Annotated in this window: 23 protein-coding genes and 1 pseudogene; 2 read left to right on the top strand and 22 right to left on the bottom strand. The window is 37.1% G+C overall.

Annotated features, from left to right (window positions below; all coding sequences use genetic code 11):
- Positions 1 to 45 precede the first annotated feature (45 nt).
- From LF886_RS10750 to tpx, 21 genes are all read right to left on the bottom strand, one after another.
- Entirely contained in the window at positions 46 to 474 is a 429-nt protein-coding gene (locus tag LF886_RS10750; RefSeq protein ID WP_236854093.1) for an SRPBCC domain-containing protein, read from the bottom strand.
- Between the two features lie 227 nt (positions 475 to 701).
- Positions 702 to 1568 carry a VOC family protein gene (locus tag LF886_RS10745; RefSeq protein ID WP_236854092.1) on the bottom strand — a complete coding sequence of 289 codons (867 nt, stop codon included), beginning with the start codon at positions 1566 to 1568 and terminating at the stop codon, positions 702 to 704.
- Between the two features lie 129 nt (positions 1569 to 1697).
- The gene (locus LF886_RS10740) at positions 1698 to 1937 is read right to left on the bottom strand and encodes a hypothetical protein (protein WP_236854091.1); all 240 of its coding nucleotides are present in this window, start codon (positions 1935 to 1937) and stop codon (positions 1698 to 1700) included.
- A 36-nt stretch (positions 1938 to 1973) separates the two neighbouring features.
- A complete protein-coding gene (locus LF886_RS10735; protein WP_236854090.1) occupies positions 1974 to 2387 on the bottom strand; it encodes an SRPBCC family protein in 414 nt (137 codons plus the stop codon).
- Positions 2388 to 2590: 203 nt separating this feature from the next.
- Positions 2591 to 3022: a VOC family protein gene (locus LF886_RS10730; protein ID WP_124536743.1), complete on the bottom strand. Its 432-nt coding sequence runs from the start codon at positions 3020 to 3022 to the stop codon at positions 2591 to 2593.
- 155 nt (positions 3023 to 3177) lie between these two features.
- Complete coding sequence (locus tag LF886_RS10725) at positions 3178 to 3564, bottom strand: alpha/beta fold hydrolase (protein ID WP_236854089.1); 387 nt, start codon at positions 3562 to 3564, stop codon at positions 3178 to 3180.
- Positions 3565 to 3954, bottom strand: a complete 390-nt coding sequence (locus tag LF886_RS10720) for an alpha/beta fold hydrolase (RefSeq protein ID WP_236854088.1) — start codon at positions 3952 to 3954, stop codon at positions 3565 to 3567.
- Between the two features lie 3 nt (positions 3955 to 3957).
- Positions 3958 to 4482, bottom strand: a complete 525-nt coding sequence (locus LF886_RS10715) for a hypothetical protein (protein ID WP_103233233.1) — start codon at positions 4480 to 4482, stop codon at positions 3958 to 3960.
- A gap of 226 nt (positions 4483 to 4708) precedes the next feature.
- A complete protein-coding gene (locus tag LF886_RS10710; protein ID WP_236854087.1) occupies positions 4709 to 5170 on the bottom strand; it encodes a hypothetical protein in 462 nt (153 codons plus the stop codon).
- Positions 5171 to 5194: 24 nt separating this feature from the next.
- The gene (locus tag LF886_RS10705) at positions 5195 to 5605 is read right to left on the bottom strand and encodes a VOC family protein (RefSeq protein WP_236854086.1); all 411 of its coding nucleotides are present in this window, start codon (positions 5603 to 5605) and stop codon (positions 5195 to 5197) included.
- A 23-nt stretch (positions 5606 to 5628) separates the two neighbouring features.
- Positions 5629 to 6036: a VOC family protein gene (locus LF886_RS10700; RefSeq protein ID WP_236854085.1), complete on the bottom strand. Its 408-nt coding sequence runs from the start codon at positions 6034 to 6036 to the stop codon at positions 5629 to 5631.
- 78 nt (positions 6037 to 6114) lie between these two features.
- Positions 6115 to 6705: a Crp/Fnr family transcriptional regulator gene (locus LF886_RS10695; RefSeq protein WP_236854084.1), complete on the bottom strand. Its 591-nt coding sequence runs from the start codon at positions 6703 to 6705 to the stop codon at positions 6115 to 6117.
- Positions 6706 to 6974: 269 nt separating this feature from the next.
- Positions 6975 to 8186 carry a DUF763 domain-containing protein gene (locus LF886_RS10690; RefSeq protein ID WP_236854083.1) on the bottom strand — a complete coding sequence of 404 codons (1212 nt, stop codon included), beginning with the start codon at positions 8184 to 8186 and terminating at the stop codon, positions 6975 to 6977.
- Positions 8187 to 8270: 84 nt separating this feature from the next.
- Complete coding sequence (locus LF886_RS10685; RefSeq protein WP_236854082.1) at positions 8271 to 9401, bottom strand: FAD-dependent oxidoreductase; 1131 nt, start codon at positions 9399 to 9401, stop codon at positions 8271 to 8273.
- Positions 9402 to 9449: 48 nt separating this feature from the next.
- Positions 9450 to 10283 (bottom strand): helix-turn-helix domain-containing protein, encoded by an 834-nt coding sequence (locus LF886_RS10680; RefSeq protein WP_236854081.1) that lies wholly within the window; start codon positions 10281 to 10283, stop codon positions 9450 to 9452.
- Positions 10284 to 10321: 38 nt separating this feature from the next.
- On the bottom strand, positions 10322 to 10726 hold the full coding sequence (locus LF886_RS10675) for a glyoxalase superfamily protein (RefSeq protein WP_236854080.1): 405 nt from the start codon (positions 10724 to 10726) through the stop codon (positions 10322 to 10324).
- Between the two features lie 12 nt (positions 10727 to 10738).
- The gene (locus tag LF886_RS10670) at positions 10739 to 11104 is read right to left on the bottom strand and encodes a VOC family protein (RefSeq protein ID WP_236854079.1); all 366 of its coding nucleotides are present in this window, start codon (positions 11102 to 11104) and stop codon (positions 10739 to 10741) included.
- Positions 11105 to 11166: 62 nt separating this feature from the next.
- Entirely contained in the window at positions 11167 to 11856 is a 690-nt protein-coding gene (locus tag LF886_RS10665; protein ID WP_236854078.1) for an alpha/beta hydrolase, read from the bottom strand.
- Between the two features lie 67 nt (positions 11857 to 11923).
- Complete coding sequence (locus tag LF886_RS10660) at positions 11924 to 12298, bottom strand: Crp/Fnr family transcriptional regulator (protein WP_410685630.1); 375 nt, start codon at positions 12296 to 12298, stop codon at positions 11924 to 11926.
- Between the two features lie 35 nt (positions 12299 to 12333).
- Entirely contained in the window at positions 12334 to 12498 is a 165-nt protein-coding gene (locus tag LF886_RS10655; RefSeq protein WP_236854076.1) for a hypothetical protein, read from the bottom strand.
- A gap of 79 nt (positions 12499 to 12577) precedes the next feature.
- Positions 12578 to 13078 (bottom strand): thiol peroxidase, encoded by a 501-nt coding sequence (tpx, locus tag LF886_RS10650; protein ID WP_103233241.1) that lies wholly within the window; start codon positions 13076 to 13078, stop codon positions 12578 to 12580.
- 358 nt (positions 13079 to 13436) lie between these two features.
- On the opposite strand from tpx, the pseudogene LF886_RS10645 reads away from it, so the two are divergent.
- Positions 13437 to 15655: pseudogene (locus LF886_RS10645) on the top strand (NADP-dependent isocitrate dehydrogenase).
- A 219-nt stretch (positions 15656 to 15874) separates the two neighbouring features.
- On the opposite strand, the gene LF886_RS10640 reads toward LF886_RS10645, so the two are convergent.
- Entirely contained in the window at positions 15875 to 16210 is a 336-nt protein-coding gene (locus LF886_RS10640; protein ID WP_236854075.1) for a winged helix-turn-helix transcriptional regulator, read from the bottom strand.
- A gap of 102 nt (positions 16211 to 16312) precedes the next feature.
- On the opposite strand from LF886_RS10640, the gene LF886_RS10635 reads away from it, so the two are divergent.
- The gene (locus LF886_RS10635) at positions 16313 to 16951 is read left to right on the top strand and encodes an SDR family NAD(P)-dependent oxidoreductase (RefSeq protein ID WP_317207660.1); all 639 of its coding nucleotides are present in this window, start codon (positions 16313 to 16315) and stop codon (positions 16949 to 16951) included.
- Positions 16952 to 16955 lie beyond the last annotated feature (4 nt).

The following is a 16955-nucleotide window of genomic DNA, read 5'->3' as shown; positions in this document are numbered from 1 at the left end:
TTTAATGATTTGTTACAATATTTTATAAACCTCCTTCATGTATGACTACAGCTGGTTTTCCGATAAGTGCTTAACAATAAGCATCGCTTTCGGGAATTTCTCTTCAAAAAATTCTTTAAACTCTGCAGGGGTCTGAATTTCTACTTTCAATAATGTTCCTTCTTCGTTCTCCTCAAGAAAATAGGCTTCTGTTGCCTCACCCCAATCCTGAGCTACTTCAATACCTTCATAAATTTCGCCAAGGTGCAGAAATTTTATTTCCTCATTAGGAATTACTTTTTCTACCCGGCTGTACATTCCGTTGTTTTTGGGATCCAAAAATTTAACGATACTTTTCTCCTCAAGAGCTCCTTCGTAAAAAGAACCTTCTGTAAAAGCAGTGGTCCATTGCCTGTAAGTGATTTCTGACCAAAGCACACTCCATACTTTTTCAGGTTCGGCATTAATTTCTATTTCGTATGATAATCGTTCCATATATTTTTTTAATGTTTTAGGTTGCAGATAATTAGGCTGGAGCATTTGAGAGTGAGAGGATTATTATATTACCACTTCTACCTTCTCTGGCGAAATGAACGGCTACAGCCTGTCTTCTCCGGAAACAACCCTTCTTTAGGGACTTTTGAGTTAGATTTTGACTTGTTCTGTGTTTTCATAAGCAAATCTCTTCTCTAAATCATATCAAACAATACGCCGAAAATAATTTAAGAATGATAAGCATCTTCCAAATCCTGAATGATGATTTTCTGCATTTTCATCATTGCCTGAACTACTTTATACGCTTTTTCCTGATCGGAATCGTTCATTAGCTGAATGAGTCTTTTAGGTACAATCTGCCAGCTCATTCCATATTTATCTTTTAACCAGCCACACATACTTTCTCTACCTCCATCTGCCGTCAGGGTATTCCAGTAATGATCGGTCTGCTGCTGGTCATCCGTCATTACAACCAATGATATTCCTTCATTAAAATCAAACTGATGATTGTAAGAATTATCCATGCAGAATAAGCTGTAGTTGTCAATAACAAAATGAGCATGCTGAACATTTTCTGCCGGTTCCGGTATATCATGTCCTTCACTTCCTGCTCCATAGGTCAATATATTTCCTATGTTTGAGTTGGGAAAAGTACGGGTATACAATTCTATTGCTTCTTTTGCTTTTCCGTTATTCTGATGGATAAACATCAAAGTAGGAATTATTTTCTGATCGCTTGCTTTTTCACCCAAAAACAGCTGCCACGTTACACCGTATTTATCCTGAACCCAGCCGTACTTTTTGCTCCATGAATAAGAACCCAGTTCCATCAGAGCTATACCGCCATCCAGTAACTGATCCCAGTATTTCTGAACCTCATCTTCTGTCCCACAGATCACCATGAAAGAGATGGAAGCATTTTTTTTAAATTGTGGACCTCCGTTCAGAAGCATCAACCTCTGTCCAAACAGATCAACATTCATCACTACAGGGGTATCTGCCGTAATTTCGCCTCCAAAAACTTTACAGTAAAATTCTGCAGACTGCTTGGCGTCTCCGTCATACCAGAGACATGGAAAAATATCTTTATTCATAATTTTAAATTTTATTAGGGCTGTTCTATTTTTTCACAAAAACATAAAGCAAGCGAAGTTTTATGCCTTTGCACTTAAAAGAGACAAGTCACTTTATCTGCAAAGGCATAAAATTTTGTTTATATAGTATTATATTTCCTTAAAGCCTACCTGATTTTCTTTCATATAGTTCTTCAGTTTCACCATCGTATTTTTCCCGAAACCATGAAGCTGCATAATTTCTTTTTCAGAATAATCCGACAGTTTTTCTAAAGAATTTATTTTTTCTTTTTCTAAAGCTTTTCTTGCAGGTATTGCAATAACCCCATGAAGAAATTCTTCTTGAGGGTCATAATTAAAAGTATAAATGGAATTTAAACTCTTTGACATGATAACTAAATTGATCATGGCTACAAAAAAATATAGTTAGTGATTCTCAACATATTTGTGGAAGTTGTTAAGAATGGCATACCAGCCATCTCGCTGCATTTCCACGGAATTTTGCTTTTCGGGCTCGAAAATCTCAATGACTTTCGTTGTATTTTCATCTATCTTATCGAAAACGACTTCTACTTTACGTCCATCTTCTATATGATATTTAATGATTTCATGAGGAATAATTTCATCATATACTCCTTCAAAATCAAATCCGAAGCTTTTGTCTTTAGCTTCCATTCTGTTTTTGAATTTACCACCTACCCTAAGGTCATTTTCAGAACTAGGGCACTGCCAGCTTTCGTGGGCGAAATTCCATTTTGTGATATGTTTTGGCTCATTGAAATAATTCCAAACCTTTTCAACCGGTGCTAAAATTGTAATGTCTATTTTAATTGGATCCATAGTTCTATTTTTTTTAAATTTTAAATAAAGAGCTGTAGCTGTCTCAAAAGTCAAACAATTGGGTTTCCGTCGTTCTAATAAAGGAAGAATCTTATTGATTTCCAATTATATGTGATTCTTCACTCCATTCGCAGACCTTCTCTGCGTTCAGAATGACACTTTTGAGACAACCTCATCTCTTTTATCATTAGTTAAATATAGGATTATTTTGCATATTCTTCATTATAGTTCACCATCCAATGAACACCATATTTATCCTGAAAGCAACCGAAATAGTCTCCCCAAAACTGATCTTCAATCGGCATTTCTACATTTCCACCGTCAGAAAGTTCTTTGAAAAGTCTATCTGCTTCGTTTCTGGAATCAGGGAAAACAGAAACATAATTGTTGTTCCCTACAGTAAGGGTCTGTCCAAATCCGGGTACAATATCAGATGCCATTAAAAGGTCACCCCCAATAGGCAGTGCGATGTGCATTACTCTGTTTTTTTCTTCTTCAGAGAGGTTTTCGGTGCCTGGAGCATTTCCCATTTTATGAATTCCTCCGACGAATTCGCCTCCAAAAATAGTTTTGTAAAAATTGAACGCTTCTTCAGCTGTTCCGTCAAAATTTAGATACGGATTTAATTTAGCCATGATTTTAAATTTTAAAGTTATTATTATAAAGTAAAGGTTCTACTATTGATCCATTAAGGATTGATTAATTTACTATGAATAGTAAGCAGAGTTTCAATTTAAAGGAGTATTGATCATCTTGTTCTACCTTCGCTCAGCATACTATTTTAAAGTTCTTAATGGGTTAAAAATTTTTCTACTTCTTTGACTGTAAAGCCTATTAAATTTTCATCAATATTTCCGTCAAAGTCAGGCATCATATATACGCCATGAGTTCCGGGAAGGATCATTAATCGTGAGCCTTTCACCAAACCCCACATCGCTGTTGTGTGCTCCGGTTTCATAACGTCTCTATCCCCACTGATGAATAATGCGGGTGATTGTATGGAAGACAGCACTTCATCATTCCAATCTTCAAAAGTCTGCATCCTTCTGCAGTCTTTCTCAAAAAGATTCTCCAGCTTTGAAAAGTCCGGATTGAGGTTTAAAAAATTAATTTTGAAAGGTTCCGGCATAGATTCAAACGTAGCTTCCTGCATTCCCTCAAAAAATCCGTCTATCATTCAGTTTCTTTTATAAAATGCTGAGGCCACAACCAGTTTCTCTATGATTCCCGGATGGCGATGAGCAATCTGCATCACCGTATTTCCACCGTTGCTGAATCCCCAGAACGAGGCTTTTTGAATGTTGAGTTCTACCAAAAGTCCGGCAACATCATCAGCATCCTGTTCAAATGTTTCAGGAATATCACGATGCTCACTTCGTCCGTGATTTTGCAGATCGATTCCTATTAGCTGAAAGCTGTTCTTCAGTCTTACAATAACCTCTTCAAAATCGTACAAAATAGAAGAACCTCCTCCATGAATCAGAACCAAGGGTTTTCCAGATCCATAGATCTCATAATACAATTGGATTCCGTTGACTTTCTTATAGCCTTTTTCTACTGGATTCATCGGTTAGTACTTAAGGTTTTCATCCACACCATACTTCATTCCCGGATAGTTTAAAATCCTGCGCATCAAACCTATCTGTCCGCATAGGTAGTCTTCACGGCCGATGCACATTCCTGCAAAATTGAGTTTTGTTTCTTTAACGAAAGGGATATTCATTCCTATTTCAAATATTTCGTCTAGTTCTTCATCGGTTACTTCAAACAGTTTCTGGTATACTTTTGCGGAGATGGCATGAAAATTCTCTTTCAGTTCTGCTAAAGTTGGATACTGAAAGCTTTCATCCAAAGCTTTTCCCTGGAAAAACAAGTCACTGTAAGGGTCTTCTTCCCGAAGTCCAAGTACCCAGCCTAAACCATAGCGCATGTTGACAAAATTTCCGGCCATCCATACAATATGATTGGTTTTGTTTTCAATTCTTTTCAAAGCGTCTTCTTCCGAGATGCCTTCCAAAACATTCATAAAGCTTTGGGAATGCATTCTGTAAGCCGGAATAATGACTTCCATTTTTTTTGATTTTGGTGTGTCCATTTTTTAATTAGTGATTAGAAGTTAGAAATTAGAGGTTGGAGGGTTGGAGAAACGCAAAGACGCAAGGTTTCTATAAACTGTGTGTTTTTAAGACGCGAGGATTTTATCTTTGTTAAAATTGTACTTATCTAAAAGGTAATGCCAATAGATGATTATTTATTATTCTGCTAAATCTGTTGTCACAGATCGCTATGAAAAATCAGTCTGAAGACTTTAAGTACACGATTTATTTTATTGCGCCTGGTTTTCCTAAAATTCTGCGGAGATATCCTAGCTGTCCGCTATGGTAAATTTCATGAAGACTTAGGGTGGATATATCTTTAATCATTTCAGGTTTAAAACTTTCAAGAGTATTGAGTTTTGCTTCCAGTGTATCCTGAGATTGTTTCAAATACGATTTTAAATCTTTGAAGTTGATTAATTCATCTTTGTGATCTAAAGCAATTTCACCTCTGTTGTAAAATGAAAATTTTTCGTTGTCCCAAACAGATTCTTCTCCAAGAATATTCAGTAAGGGATTTCTTATATGGATCAAATGTCCAAGAACCCAGTTCATACAATTGGCTTCACCATTGGGAAAAATCATAGATTCTTCATGGGAAATGCCGTCAATATTCGAAGTAATCAAATAATAGGTACTGACTACCTGATTTTTTATGATTTCTATATCGTTTGATTGTGTTTCCATGTGATGCGTATTTATAATAACAGATTATTCTGCAGGCATTTGGGAAACATCCCCATGCATAACTTCCCACTGATGACCGTTGATGTCTGCAAAACTGTTTTGATACATCCATCCGTAATCTACAGGCTCACCATATTTCGACCCTCCGTTTTCAATAGCCGTTTTTACCATATGATCTACTTCTTCACGACTGCTTACTCCGATGGCAAGGAGTACCTGTGTAGTATCTCCTTTAGCAAAAGGTCTGTTGGTAAATGTCTGGAAAAAATCTTCTTTAAGAAACATGGTATAGATATGATCTTTTTTCATCACTACACATATTGCCTTATCATTTGAAAACTGCTCATTGATAGAAAAGCCAAGCTCCGTCCAGAATACTCTGGTTTTTTGAACGTCTTTTACTGGTAAATTGACGTAAATATCATTAATATTCATTTTATAATTTTTAGTGGTGTATTTTATTCTGTTGGCATTTGAGACATATCTGCAAAAGTGATATTCCAGCCGTGCCCATCCAGATCCCAGAAAGAGTTTTGGTACATCCATCCGTAATCCTGAGGTTCTTCGTGCTGCCATGCTCCATTTTCTACTGCAGTACTTACTACCTGATCAACTTCTTCACGGCTATTGAGACCTACTGCTACAAGAACCTGGCTGGTATTCTCTTTGGCAACAGGTTTATTGGTAAAGGTCATAAAATATTCTTCCTGCAGAAACATCACATAGATGGTATCATTCAACACAACGCAGGTTGCTTTATCATCAGAGAATTGTTCATTGATTGGAAAACCTACCTTCGTCCAGAATTCTTTTGTTTTCTGCACATCTTTTACCGGAAGGTTGACATAGATTTGATTGACTTTCATTTTTTGTAATTTTTAGTGTTAAACTTTTAACCAAAATTACCAAGGTGTGATGAAAATCAACTTGTCATAAGGCAAGATTTAATTTTTCTTAGGATGGGAAACGATTTCTTTACGGATACGGCTCAGAGAAGTGTCTGTCACTCCCAGATAGGAAGCAATTTGTTTTAAAGGAGCAAATTGTATGACTTTAGATTTCTGTTCCAGGAGATTAAGATATCTTTTGGTAGCTGAAAGGGTAAACATCTCAACAGAACGCTGTTTATAGGCAAAAAGTTCCTGAGACATCCAGGATCTCCCCCATTCTCTTAGGTTGGGGATTTTATGGAATAATTCCTGAAAGGTATCATAATCCAGCCTCCAGCATTCACAGTCTGTAATACAAACGATATTTTCTTGGGACGGAACCCGTTGAAACATTGATAAAACCTCGATAATGACTTCATTTTCGGTAAAAAAATGGGTGGTTACTTCATTTCCATTGAAATCATTAACATAGGAACGTGCCAATCCGCTTTCGAGGATATAATATTCATTGGCTGTTTTTCCTTCTTCAAGAATAAAATCACCTTTTTGGAATGATGTTTTTTCATGAGCCTTAAATATTTCAGCAAGTTCTTCAGGGAAAAAGAAAGGAAAATCGTAACATATTTCCAGGGCTTGATTCGTCATTTGGTCAATTTTTTTTAAGTTTTTAAAAATAAAATTTTTAATTGAATTAAAGATAAAAAATATTAAACAAAGTCATTTAAGTATTCATAGAAGGTTATCTATGATACTGAAATAATAGATACTTGAAAGTGGATAAAATTTAAACAGTTATTTGAACATATTAACCACCCCGTCAAAAATTCTTTGAATTTTTGCCACCCCTCCAAAGGATGGGAATGGTGAAACATTTATTTGACATTAACAGAACTTTAGGAGATAAAAGAGAAAGCTTAGAAGAGTGAAAGCTGTATAGATTTTGGAGGATTGGGTTTCTGAGCATCCCCAAACACTGTTTTTCCACCAAAACGCCAGGAGTTTTGTCTTTCTTCTTCAATGACTTCCTGAATATCAAAATCCGGAGTAAAATCTTTTTCTGCTGTAGCTACGATCTGGTGAAGCTTATTTAAAGAATTCAATTTATCAGAATTTCCCAATTTGGATTTTTCTATTCCTTTTCTGAGAATACTGATACTTTCATCATAGGTTTTGGTAGGAACCGGGAAAGGATGACCGTCTTTACCCCCATGTGCAAAGGAAAATCTAGCAGGATCTGCAAATCTGGATGGTGCTCCGTGAATGACTTCACTTACCAAAGCCAATGACTGCATGGTTCTTGGTCCTACCCCTTCCAGCATCAGTAAGTCTTCAAAATTCTGAGGCTGCTGCTCACGGGTGACATATAAAAGCGCTCCCAACCTTTTCAGATCTACGTCAGAAGCCTGAACATCATGATGGGCAGGAAGAATCAGTCTTGCAAAATCCTTCATTACATCTACTGAATCGGTATGAGAAATATCCAGAATTCCTTTTCTGTTGTCTGAAGCATCGGTATCGGTAAGATTGAGAATTCTTCCTCTTGAAATTCCATTAATTCCTGTATGCGGTTTTTCTATAAATGATGTGATGTTTTCAGAATGCCAGTGGTACCGTCTTGCTGTTCCGTCTGATTCATGCATGCCCTGCTGAATCACACTCCAGTTTCCATTATCTGAAAGAATGAAATTGTGCAGATACAGCTGGTATCCATCTTGAATTGCCGTATTATCAACCTTTGCAGAAAGTTTGCTGGCTCTTACCAGCTCTGTTCCGTTCAATCCGGTTTTATCTGCGATCCGGATCAGTTCTGACGGGGTTTCCCTGGAAAGTTTCCCTTTTCCACCACAGATATAAATTCCCAAAGATTGTGAATTGGGATTAATAGAACGTTTCAGAGCTCCCATAACGGAAGTGGTAATTCCCGAAGAATGCCAATCCATCCCCATCACTGCTCCAAAACTCTGAAACCAGAACGGATCTGCCAGCCTGCGCAATACTTCGTCTTTACCATAATCCATGAGGATGACTTCAATAATGGAAAGTCCGAGTACAGACATACGCTCGTACAGCCATGGCGGTACTTTGCCATAGTGAAGAGGTAGATCTGCTGTTCCTGAACGTTTCATTCTATTATTAAAATGTAAAGGTAAGTTTTATTCATCTTATTATTTGATGATCCGGATCATTAATTGCTCCTTTAGAATCATCAACTATTGGATAAGACTTGTAAAAGAAAAGTTGACATCACGCATCTCCAGTTCATTTTTACCGGATTCGAGCTGTGCTTCTTTGGCATAGACAAACATTTGTTGTTCGTAAGCATTAATGGCTTCCGATATTGTTTGGTATTTTCCTTCTGTCAGATTTTCTGATAAAATTAAAGCATCCAACAATCCACTATTCACTCCCTGTCCTGCAAAAGGCGGCATAAGATGTGCGGCATCACCAATAAGTGTTACAGGCAGAGAACGGTTATTTTTCCACGGTTTGTCTAATGGTATTTTCCGTGTTGGCAGCCCTACAAAAAAGGAAGTTGAACGGAATAATTGCTGATAAAGCTTACTCCATGATGAAAATCTTTCGGAAAGAAACTGACAGACCTCTTCTGTATTTTTAAAATCCAATGTACAGCCATCTTTCCATTCTTCAGGTTTTTTAAAGATAACGCCATAAGTCAAAGCTCCATTATTATATGGATTGGCTACCAATAAGTTACCTTCAAAAGCCACCATTGGTCTTTTTCCATCACACCATTCAAAAAATTCGGGACATGATTTTTCAGGCTGTGGAATATCTCCCTGAATAATAAAAGTTCCTGTATCTTCTACCTCAGCATCTGTAACGTATTTTCTTACTCTGGACATTCCTCCATTAGCACCAATGACCAGATCGGCAGTCACATCAGGTTTATCTTCAAAATGAAGCAGCCATGTTCCGTCATTTTCATCCATCCCGGTAAAATTCATATCCCAGATTACTGTATGATCTGCCAGACTGCCAAGCAGCATTTCTCTCAGGTGATTTCTGTTGATTTCGGGATTGTCATATTGATTTTCGGGTGTAATCTTCTTTGTAAACAGTATATTACTTTGTTTATCAGCAATATTAATCCCCATAGGCAATGCGGCAGCGTAATATTGATCAAGAAGTCCAGCGTTTTTCATGGCTTTCTGTCCCGATTGCTGATGAAGATCCAATGTCCCGCCCCAAACCCTTGTCTGCGCATTCAGATCTCTTTCATAAACATTTACTTCAACGCCTTTCTGCTGTAACAAGACTGCCATGGTTAAACCTACTGGACCTGCTCCGATAATGGCTATTTTTTTATGTTTAAGTGTCATAATTTTTGATGTATTTATTATGTCACAAAATTCAGGAATGCAATTGTATCAGGCTTGTACAAATGCGACAAAATCATTGTTTACAATCTGCTTTCTTTTTCTGGCCTCCCGGGCAAAAACAGCAGGTGTTGTACCGCTATACCGTTTAAATTCTCTGCTTAAATGCGATTGATCTGTATATCCAAATTCTTGTGCCAGAGCAGCAATGTGAGTCTCTGGAGCATGCCACAATCGATTTCTTATCTGTTCAAAACGCATAATTCCGGATACATCTTTTACAGTGTGACCAGAAGATTGTTTGAACTTTCTTTCTAATGTCCGAACTGTTGTATGAGCCGAGTCAGCTATTTGATTCACGGGAGTAGCACCATAGTTTTTCCTCATAGCTGCTCCTGCTTTGAAGAGCAGACTATCCACTGTAATGAGTGCGTGTAGTTTCAGAAAATAGTGCGCTATCTGAGAGATTGCTTCTTCTACCTTCCCTTGGGTAATGAGATCTTTTAATACAAAATGAAGCGCTGCCACAGGATGCTCGAATGTATGGACTCCGTTTTCGGTTTTTTCTGAGGACAATCCCAACAACTCAAAAACAGCCCATGGAAAACATCTTACCCCAATAATTTCCAATTGGTTTTGAGCATAAAAAACAGCAGGCTGATTGAGCAGCCCCATGATAAACGGAGAAGGCAAAGCCTGAATATTCCCATCATGTAAAATACTGCACCCACTACCAAAATGAAAGATAATTTCAGCATAACCATCCGGCAGTACTGTAAATTCGGATGGTTTTTCTCCATAATCCCTTCTGTTATACCAAAAGCATTTGATGGTATCCCGAAGTTCTTCCGGAGTTGCAAATTCCTGATGTATATTGGAAAACATGGTGTATTAAAACTATTTATTATGCTGTTCGGGCTGAATCAATCGTGAGAATACAGCTCCAGATCTTTATGTTTTTCTTCATTATATTCTTCTTCGAATGTAATTTTATTTCCAAAAGGATCAATTACCGTAAAAGATACGGCTCCATAGAACGTTTTTTCAAGTCCGGGACGGTTGTATTTGTATTTTTTATCAATCAGTTCTTTATGATATTGAGGGACACCTTCTCCCCAGATTGAGACCCTTGTTCCCGGTGTTCCGTCTCCATGATGTTCACTTAAATGGAAAATGATGTTTTCTCTTTTCACTTCCATATAAACGGGGGTATTTTCATCAAAATAATGTTCCCAAACGATCTCAAATCCCAGCCAGTCTACATAAAACTCTTTTGTTTTCTGATAGTCGAAGATTCTTAATATAGGAATAATTCTTTCTGCTTTCATTGTACAATGTATTTATTGGTGAGAGAGTATATTGATTAGTTTTTGAAATGGATCTTTAACGAAAAACCGGCGAACACCCCATTCTTCATCAGTGAGTTCGTAGGTGATTTCAAAACCTGCATTTTTCATTTTGCTATATATTTCATCTACATTATCCACTTCAATGGAAAGATCCGGAACTTCGGTATCATTTCCTCCCTGCTCGGCAAAGCTGATCTGAACTTTTGTTTCTTCATCGTTCCCCAAAGTCTTGATCCAACCATGATCCATCAAAACATCCAGTTCCAGGATATCCTGATAAAAAATGTTTGCTTTCGTGAGGTTTCCTGTTTTGATATTGGCTACAATTCTCTTGACCATTTTGTAATCGTTTTTCATTAAAAAAGCCTTGTGAAATTACGTAAAATTTCACAAGGCTTAATCAATTATTCTGTTATATATTAGATGGAAGCTGCTGCTTCTAAAATCAATTGAGTAACTTCTTCAGGATGCGATGCCAATGAAGCGTGCCCTGCATCTAAAGAGATTATTTTCTTAGGTTCAAGACGTTCTGCCATTTCTTTTTCGGTCTCAGCAGGGATCATACGGTCCTGCAATGAGATCTGATACCAACTTGGGCGAGTTTTCCAGGCAGGTTCTCCCGCTACATCTCCAAAACACTGACCGTGAATAGGTTTTTGTGACAACGACATCACTAATGCTTTTTCATCGTCTAAATCCTGACAGAAAGCGGATTTAAATTCATCGTATTTAATCCATAAAAAACCTTTATTATCTGGATAAATACTTGCTCCACCCGGCGATTCTCTTCTTCCCAACAGAGATCCCAGACTGTCTCCTGCATCAGGGGCAAAGGCCGCAATATAAACCAGTCCTGCTACTTTGTCATGATGTCCTGCTCCTGAAATAACAGCACCTCCATAAGAATGCCCTACTAAAAGCACTTTCCCGTCCTGGGCATCAATAAGATCTTTAGTCTTATTAATATCGTCCTGCAGTGAAGTTAATGGATTCTGTACACTTCTTACTTTATATCCCGCTTTTGTCAGTGAAGGAATAACGTATTGCCAGTGTGATCCGTCTCCCCATGCTCCGTGTACCAAAATAATGGTTAAATCTTTTTGTTCCATAATGATTGTGTTAAAATTTGATGATGATAAAGCTACGGTTTAAAATATCAGTGGACGTTAACTTAAGTTAATTAACAATCCTGCTTCTTATCCGGCTGAGTGACTGCTCTGTTACGCCAAGGTAACTGGCAATGTGTTTCTGTGCTATTTTCTGAAAAAGTGCAGGCTGTTTTTTGACAAGATTGAGATATCTGTTTTCAGGGGAAAAGCACAACAGATCGTCAATCCGTTTTTTGGCATCCAGATAAATCTTTTCACTCATCATTCTCCCAAATTGCTGCCAATAAGCTTCCTTTTTATATAAATCCTGCAGATGATCTTTACTCAGTAGTAAAATTTCACAGTTTTCGAGCGCCTGAATATTCATATTGGATACAGTATCACATAGAATGCTTTCATAATCGGTAAAAAATTCATTTTCAAAATAGAATCCAAAATTGATTTCGCGTCCCTGGTCATTGATATAGAAAGACCTGATTATTCCTTTTTAACAAAGCCCAGGTATTTGCATTTTTCTCCCTGTTTCAGAAAAAAATCAGATTTTAGGAGTTTTGTATCGTGAAGAAGAGCATAGAATTCTTCAAAATGTTCTGAGTCTACCTGAAAAAGTTCTCCATATTTCTTGTAATTATCTTGCATCATTTGGTGTTATTGATTCGTTTTTATATTCAAAAAAAGCCTTGCAAAATGATTCACAAGGCTTTTTACAAAATTATTTCTATTATTTCAATGCAGCAAGTGCCGCATCGTAATTAGGTTCGTTAGCAATTTCTGAAACCTGCTCAGTATATACTACTTTGTTGTTTTCGTCTGTAACAATTACTGCACGGCTTAATAAACCTTTCAAAGGAGAATCTGTGATAGTCACTTCATAGTCATCTCCAAAGCTGCTTCTGAAGTCTGAAAGAGTTTCTACATTGTTCAATCCTTCTGCTGCACAGAATCTTCCTAATGCAAAAGGAAGGTCTTTAGAAACATTGATCACTACTGTATTGTCAAGATTTGAAGCCTCTTCATTGAATTTTCTTGAAGAAGCAGCACAAGTTGGAGTATCAATGCTTGGGAAAATATTGAATACTTTTTTCTTTCCTGCAAAAGTTTCAAGTGTTTTTACCGCTAATCCTGAATCTACCAATGCAAAGTCTTTTACAGAGGTTCCTACAGCTGGTAATGTTCCTATTGTGTGTACTTCGTTTCCTTTTAAAGTGATTGTCGTGGACATAATATTTATTTTTTTAGTTCTTCAAATTTAATCAAAAAAGAAAATTTCTCCTGTCTCATAAAGGTTAAATTAATCTTAAAGTGAAAATAAAAGCCTTTCACCTGATAATCAGTTTTCCAGACAAAAATTTTTCCATACCAACAGCCTGAAAAAACGAAGATCTCTATGAAAAAAAGCTCAGCCTATGAAAATTATAAAATTGTTTTCAAATAAATGCAAACAGAACCGGAGCATAAATTATACAGATATCCCATTAAAGATTCAAAAGCCTCTATTTTTTATGGAAATATCCTAAATAAAACAATGATATTTACTAAATTTGTGGGACTTAAAATTTCAAATAAAAAATAACAGTATAATGTCAGAAAAATCAAAAATCTATTACACACTTACTGATGAAGCTCCAATGCTGGCTACTCATTCGTTTTTACCAATTGTAAAAGCTTTCACAAAATCAGCAAATATCGAAATCGCAGTACCAGATATTTCTTTGGCAGGAAGAATTCTAGCAAACTTCCCTGAGTTTTTAAAAGATGACCAAAAAATTGGTGATGCTTTATCAGAACTAGGCCAACTGGCTACTCAACCTGACGCTAATATCATTAAGTTACCTAACATTTCTGCTTCTGTGCCTCAATTGGATGCCGCTATTGCTGAACTACAAGGTAAAGGTTTCGCAGTTCCAAACTATCCTGCAGAGCCTAAAAATGACGATGAAAAAGCAATCAAAGCTAAATATGCTAAAGTATTAGGAAGTGCTGTAAACCCTGTATTAAGAGAAGGAAACTCTGACAGACGTGCTCCAAAAGCTGTTAAAAACTATGCAAAAGCAAACCCTCACAGAATGGGTAACTGGGCATCTGACAGCAAAACTGACGTAGCTCACATGAACAATGGTGATTTCTACGGTACAGAAAATTCTACTACATTAGAAAACGCTGCAAAATATAGAATCGTATTTAAAGGAAATGACGGTTCTGAATCTGTATTAAAAGACTTCGCTGGTCTTCAGGCTGGTGAGGTAATTGATTCTTCTGTAATGAACTTAAATGCGTTAAGAGTATTTGTTCAGGAAGCAATCGAGGAAGCTAAGAAAAAAAATGTACTTCTTTCTGCTCACCTTAAAGCGACCATGATGAAAATCTCTGATCCAATCATTTTCGGGGCTATCGTTGAGACTTTCTTCAAAGAAGTATTTACTAAATATGCTGAGACTTTCAAGTCTTTAGACGTTAATCCCAATAATGGTCTTGCTGATCTTTTCGATAAAATCAAAGGAAATGCTCAGGAAGCTGACATCAAAGCTGATATTGAAGCTGCTTTGGCAAACGGACCTAGAGTGGCAATGGTAAATTCTGACAAAGGAATTACGAACTTCCACGTACCTTCTGACATCATCGTTGATGCATCTATGGCTGCGCTTGTAAGAGGCGGAGGTAAAATGTGGAACAAAGAAGGAAACGAAGAAGATACAGTTTGTATCATTCCAGATCGCTCTTATGCAGGTTTCTATCAGTCTGTAATCGACGATATGAAGGCGCATGGAAAGCTAGATCCTACAACAATGGGATCTGTTCCAAACGTAGGTTTAATGGCTCAGAAAGCTGAAGAATATGGTTCTCACGATAAAACTTTCCAATTGTCTGCTGACGGAACTGTAGAAGTTCAGGACGAGGCTGGAAACGTTCTTCTTTCTCAAAAGTAGAAAAAGACGATATCTTCAGAATGTGTCAGACTAAAGATGCTCCTATTCAGGACTGGGTAAAACTAGCGGTAAACAGATCAAGATTATCTGATACTCCTGCAATCTTCTGGCTAGACAAAGGAAGAGCTCACGACAGAGAAATCATCAAAAAAGTAGAGAAATATCTTGCTGATCACGATACAACAGGTCTAGACATCAGAATTCTTGATGTAAAAGATGCGATGACTGAAACTCTTAAGAGAGCAAGAGAAGGTAAAGACACTATCTCTGTTTCAGGAAACGTATTGAGAGATTACCTAACGGATCTTTTCCCAATCCTTGAGCTTGGTACTTCTGCAAAAATGCTTTCTATCGTTCCATTGATGAACGGTGGTGGTTTATTTGAAACAGGTGCCGGAGGTTCTGCTCCAAAACACGTTGAGCAGTTCTTAGAAGAAGGATACTTAAGATGGGATTCTCTAGGTGAATTCTTAGCACTTCAGGCTTCTTTAGAGCATTTAGCACAGACTCAGGGAAATACAAAATCTCAGGTTTTAGCTGATGCACTGGATGAAGCAAATGCTAAATTCTTGGCTACAGATAAATCTCCTGCTAGAAAAGTAGGTCAGATTGACAACAGAGGTTCTCACTTCTATTTAGCAATGTACTGGGCTGAAGCGTTAGCTAACCAGACTGCTGATGCTGAATTGGCTGCTAAGTTTGCTCCTATTGCTCAGGCAATGCAGGAAAACGAAGAAGTAATCAATGCAGAATTAATTGGTGCTCAAGGTAGACCTCAAAACATTGAAGGGTACTATAAGACTGATACGTATAAAACGTATTCAGCAATGAGACCAAGCACTGTTTTAAACGAAATCATTGACGGAATTTAATTGTTTGTTTTGATATAAATTAAAAGCTCCTTTTTTAAGGGGCTTTTTTGTTTCTGCTATTCTTTAAAAGATATACCGAAAACCACCCCGTCAAAAATTCTTTGAATTTTTGACACCCCTCCAAAGGATGGGAATATTGAGCATGTACTTATTAATCAAGGTCAACGCATTCCTATTCCCTACAACCTGCAACCTAATATCTGCAACCTTCCCCTCTCACTACCTATCCTCCACAATCACTTTCCTATGCTCTCTTCCCCAATTGATCATTTCCTGAATGATATTTCCGAAAGTTCTGCAATAATCTGTGGCTTCATATTCAATTAAGACGGGTGTTTCAGGATAAACATTTCGTTTAACAAGTTTATTCAGTTCCATATCTTTTAATTCCTTTGAAAGCATTCTTGTAGTGATTCCGGGAATACTGCGTTCAATTTCCCTGAAGCGTCTGTTCCCGTTGCAAAGTGAATTGATCACGGGAATTCTCCATTTCCCTCCAATGAAATAAAGGGTATCCTGTAAGGCTCTAAGCTCTTCGTTTTGATCTCTTTCCATACTTGTAAAGTTAAGTGATATCATTCGTTATACTGGTATACTCTGTGATACTGGTTACAAAAGTATACCATTTTGAAATAACTTTGTCAAAAATATTTTACAATGAAAAAATTAACCCATAAACTGGCTATAGTAACAGGTGGAAACAGCGGAATCGGGTTCGCTGCAGCAAAAGAACTTATTTCAGAAGGAGCAACCGTGATCATCACCGGAAGACGAAAAGAAGCTGTAGAAAAGGCAGCGAAAGAATTGGGAGCAATTCCCTTTGTAGCAGATCAGGGGAATCTTAATGATATTGATTTATTAAAGAAGGAAGTTGAAAATCAGCACGGAAAGGTTGATATTTTATTTATCAACGCAGGAATTACAGGAGGATTGATTCCTATTGAAAATATGGATGTCGAAAATTTTGATCAGGTGATGAACATTAATTTCAGAGGTGCTTATTTTACTTTAAACAAATTCATCTCCTTACTGAATGATGGAGCTTCTGTAATATTCTTATCTTCTATTGTAGCATCTACTTATAAACCCAACAGTTCTGTTTATCAGGCAAGCAAAGCGGCATTGAACTCTATTGCAAAAACGGCAGCAGCAGAATTAGCTCCAAGAAAAATCAGAGTGAATATGATAAGTCCAGGTCCTATAAAAACAGAGATTATGAATAAAGCCGGCTTAGAAGAAAAAACGTTGGAAGGAATTAATGAATGGATGATTAATACAATCCCTCTAAAAAAATAGGAAC

The organism is Chryseobacterium sp. MEBOG07 (assembly GCF_021869745.1).
Lineage (GTDB): Bacteria > Bacteroidota > Bacteroidia > Flavobacteriales > Weeksellaceae > Chryseobacterium > Chryseobacterium viscerum.
The sequence above is the reverse complement of the archived record's forward strand: the minus strand, read 5'-3'. Positions and strand labels throughout refer to the sequence as shown.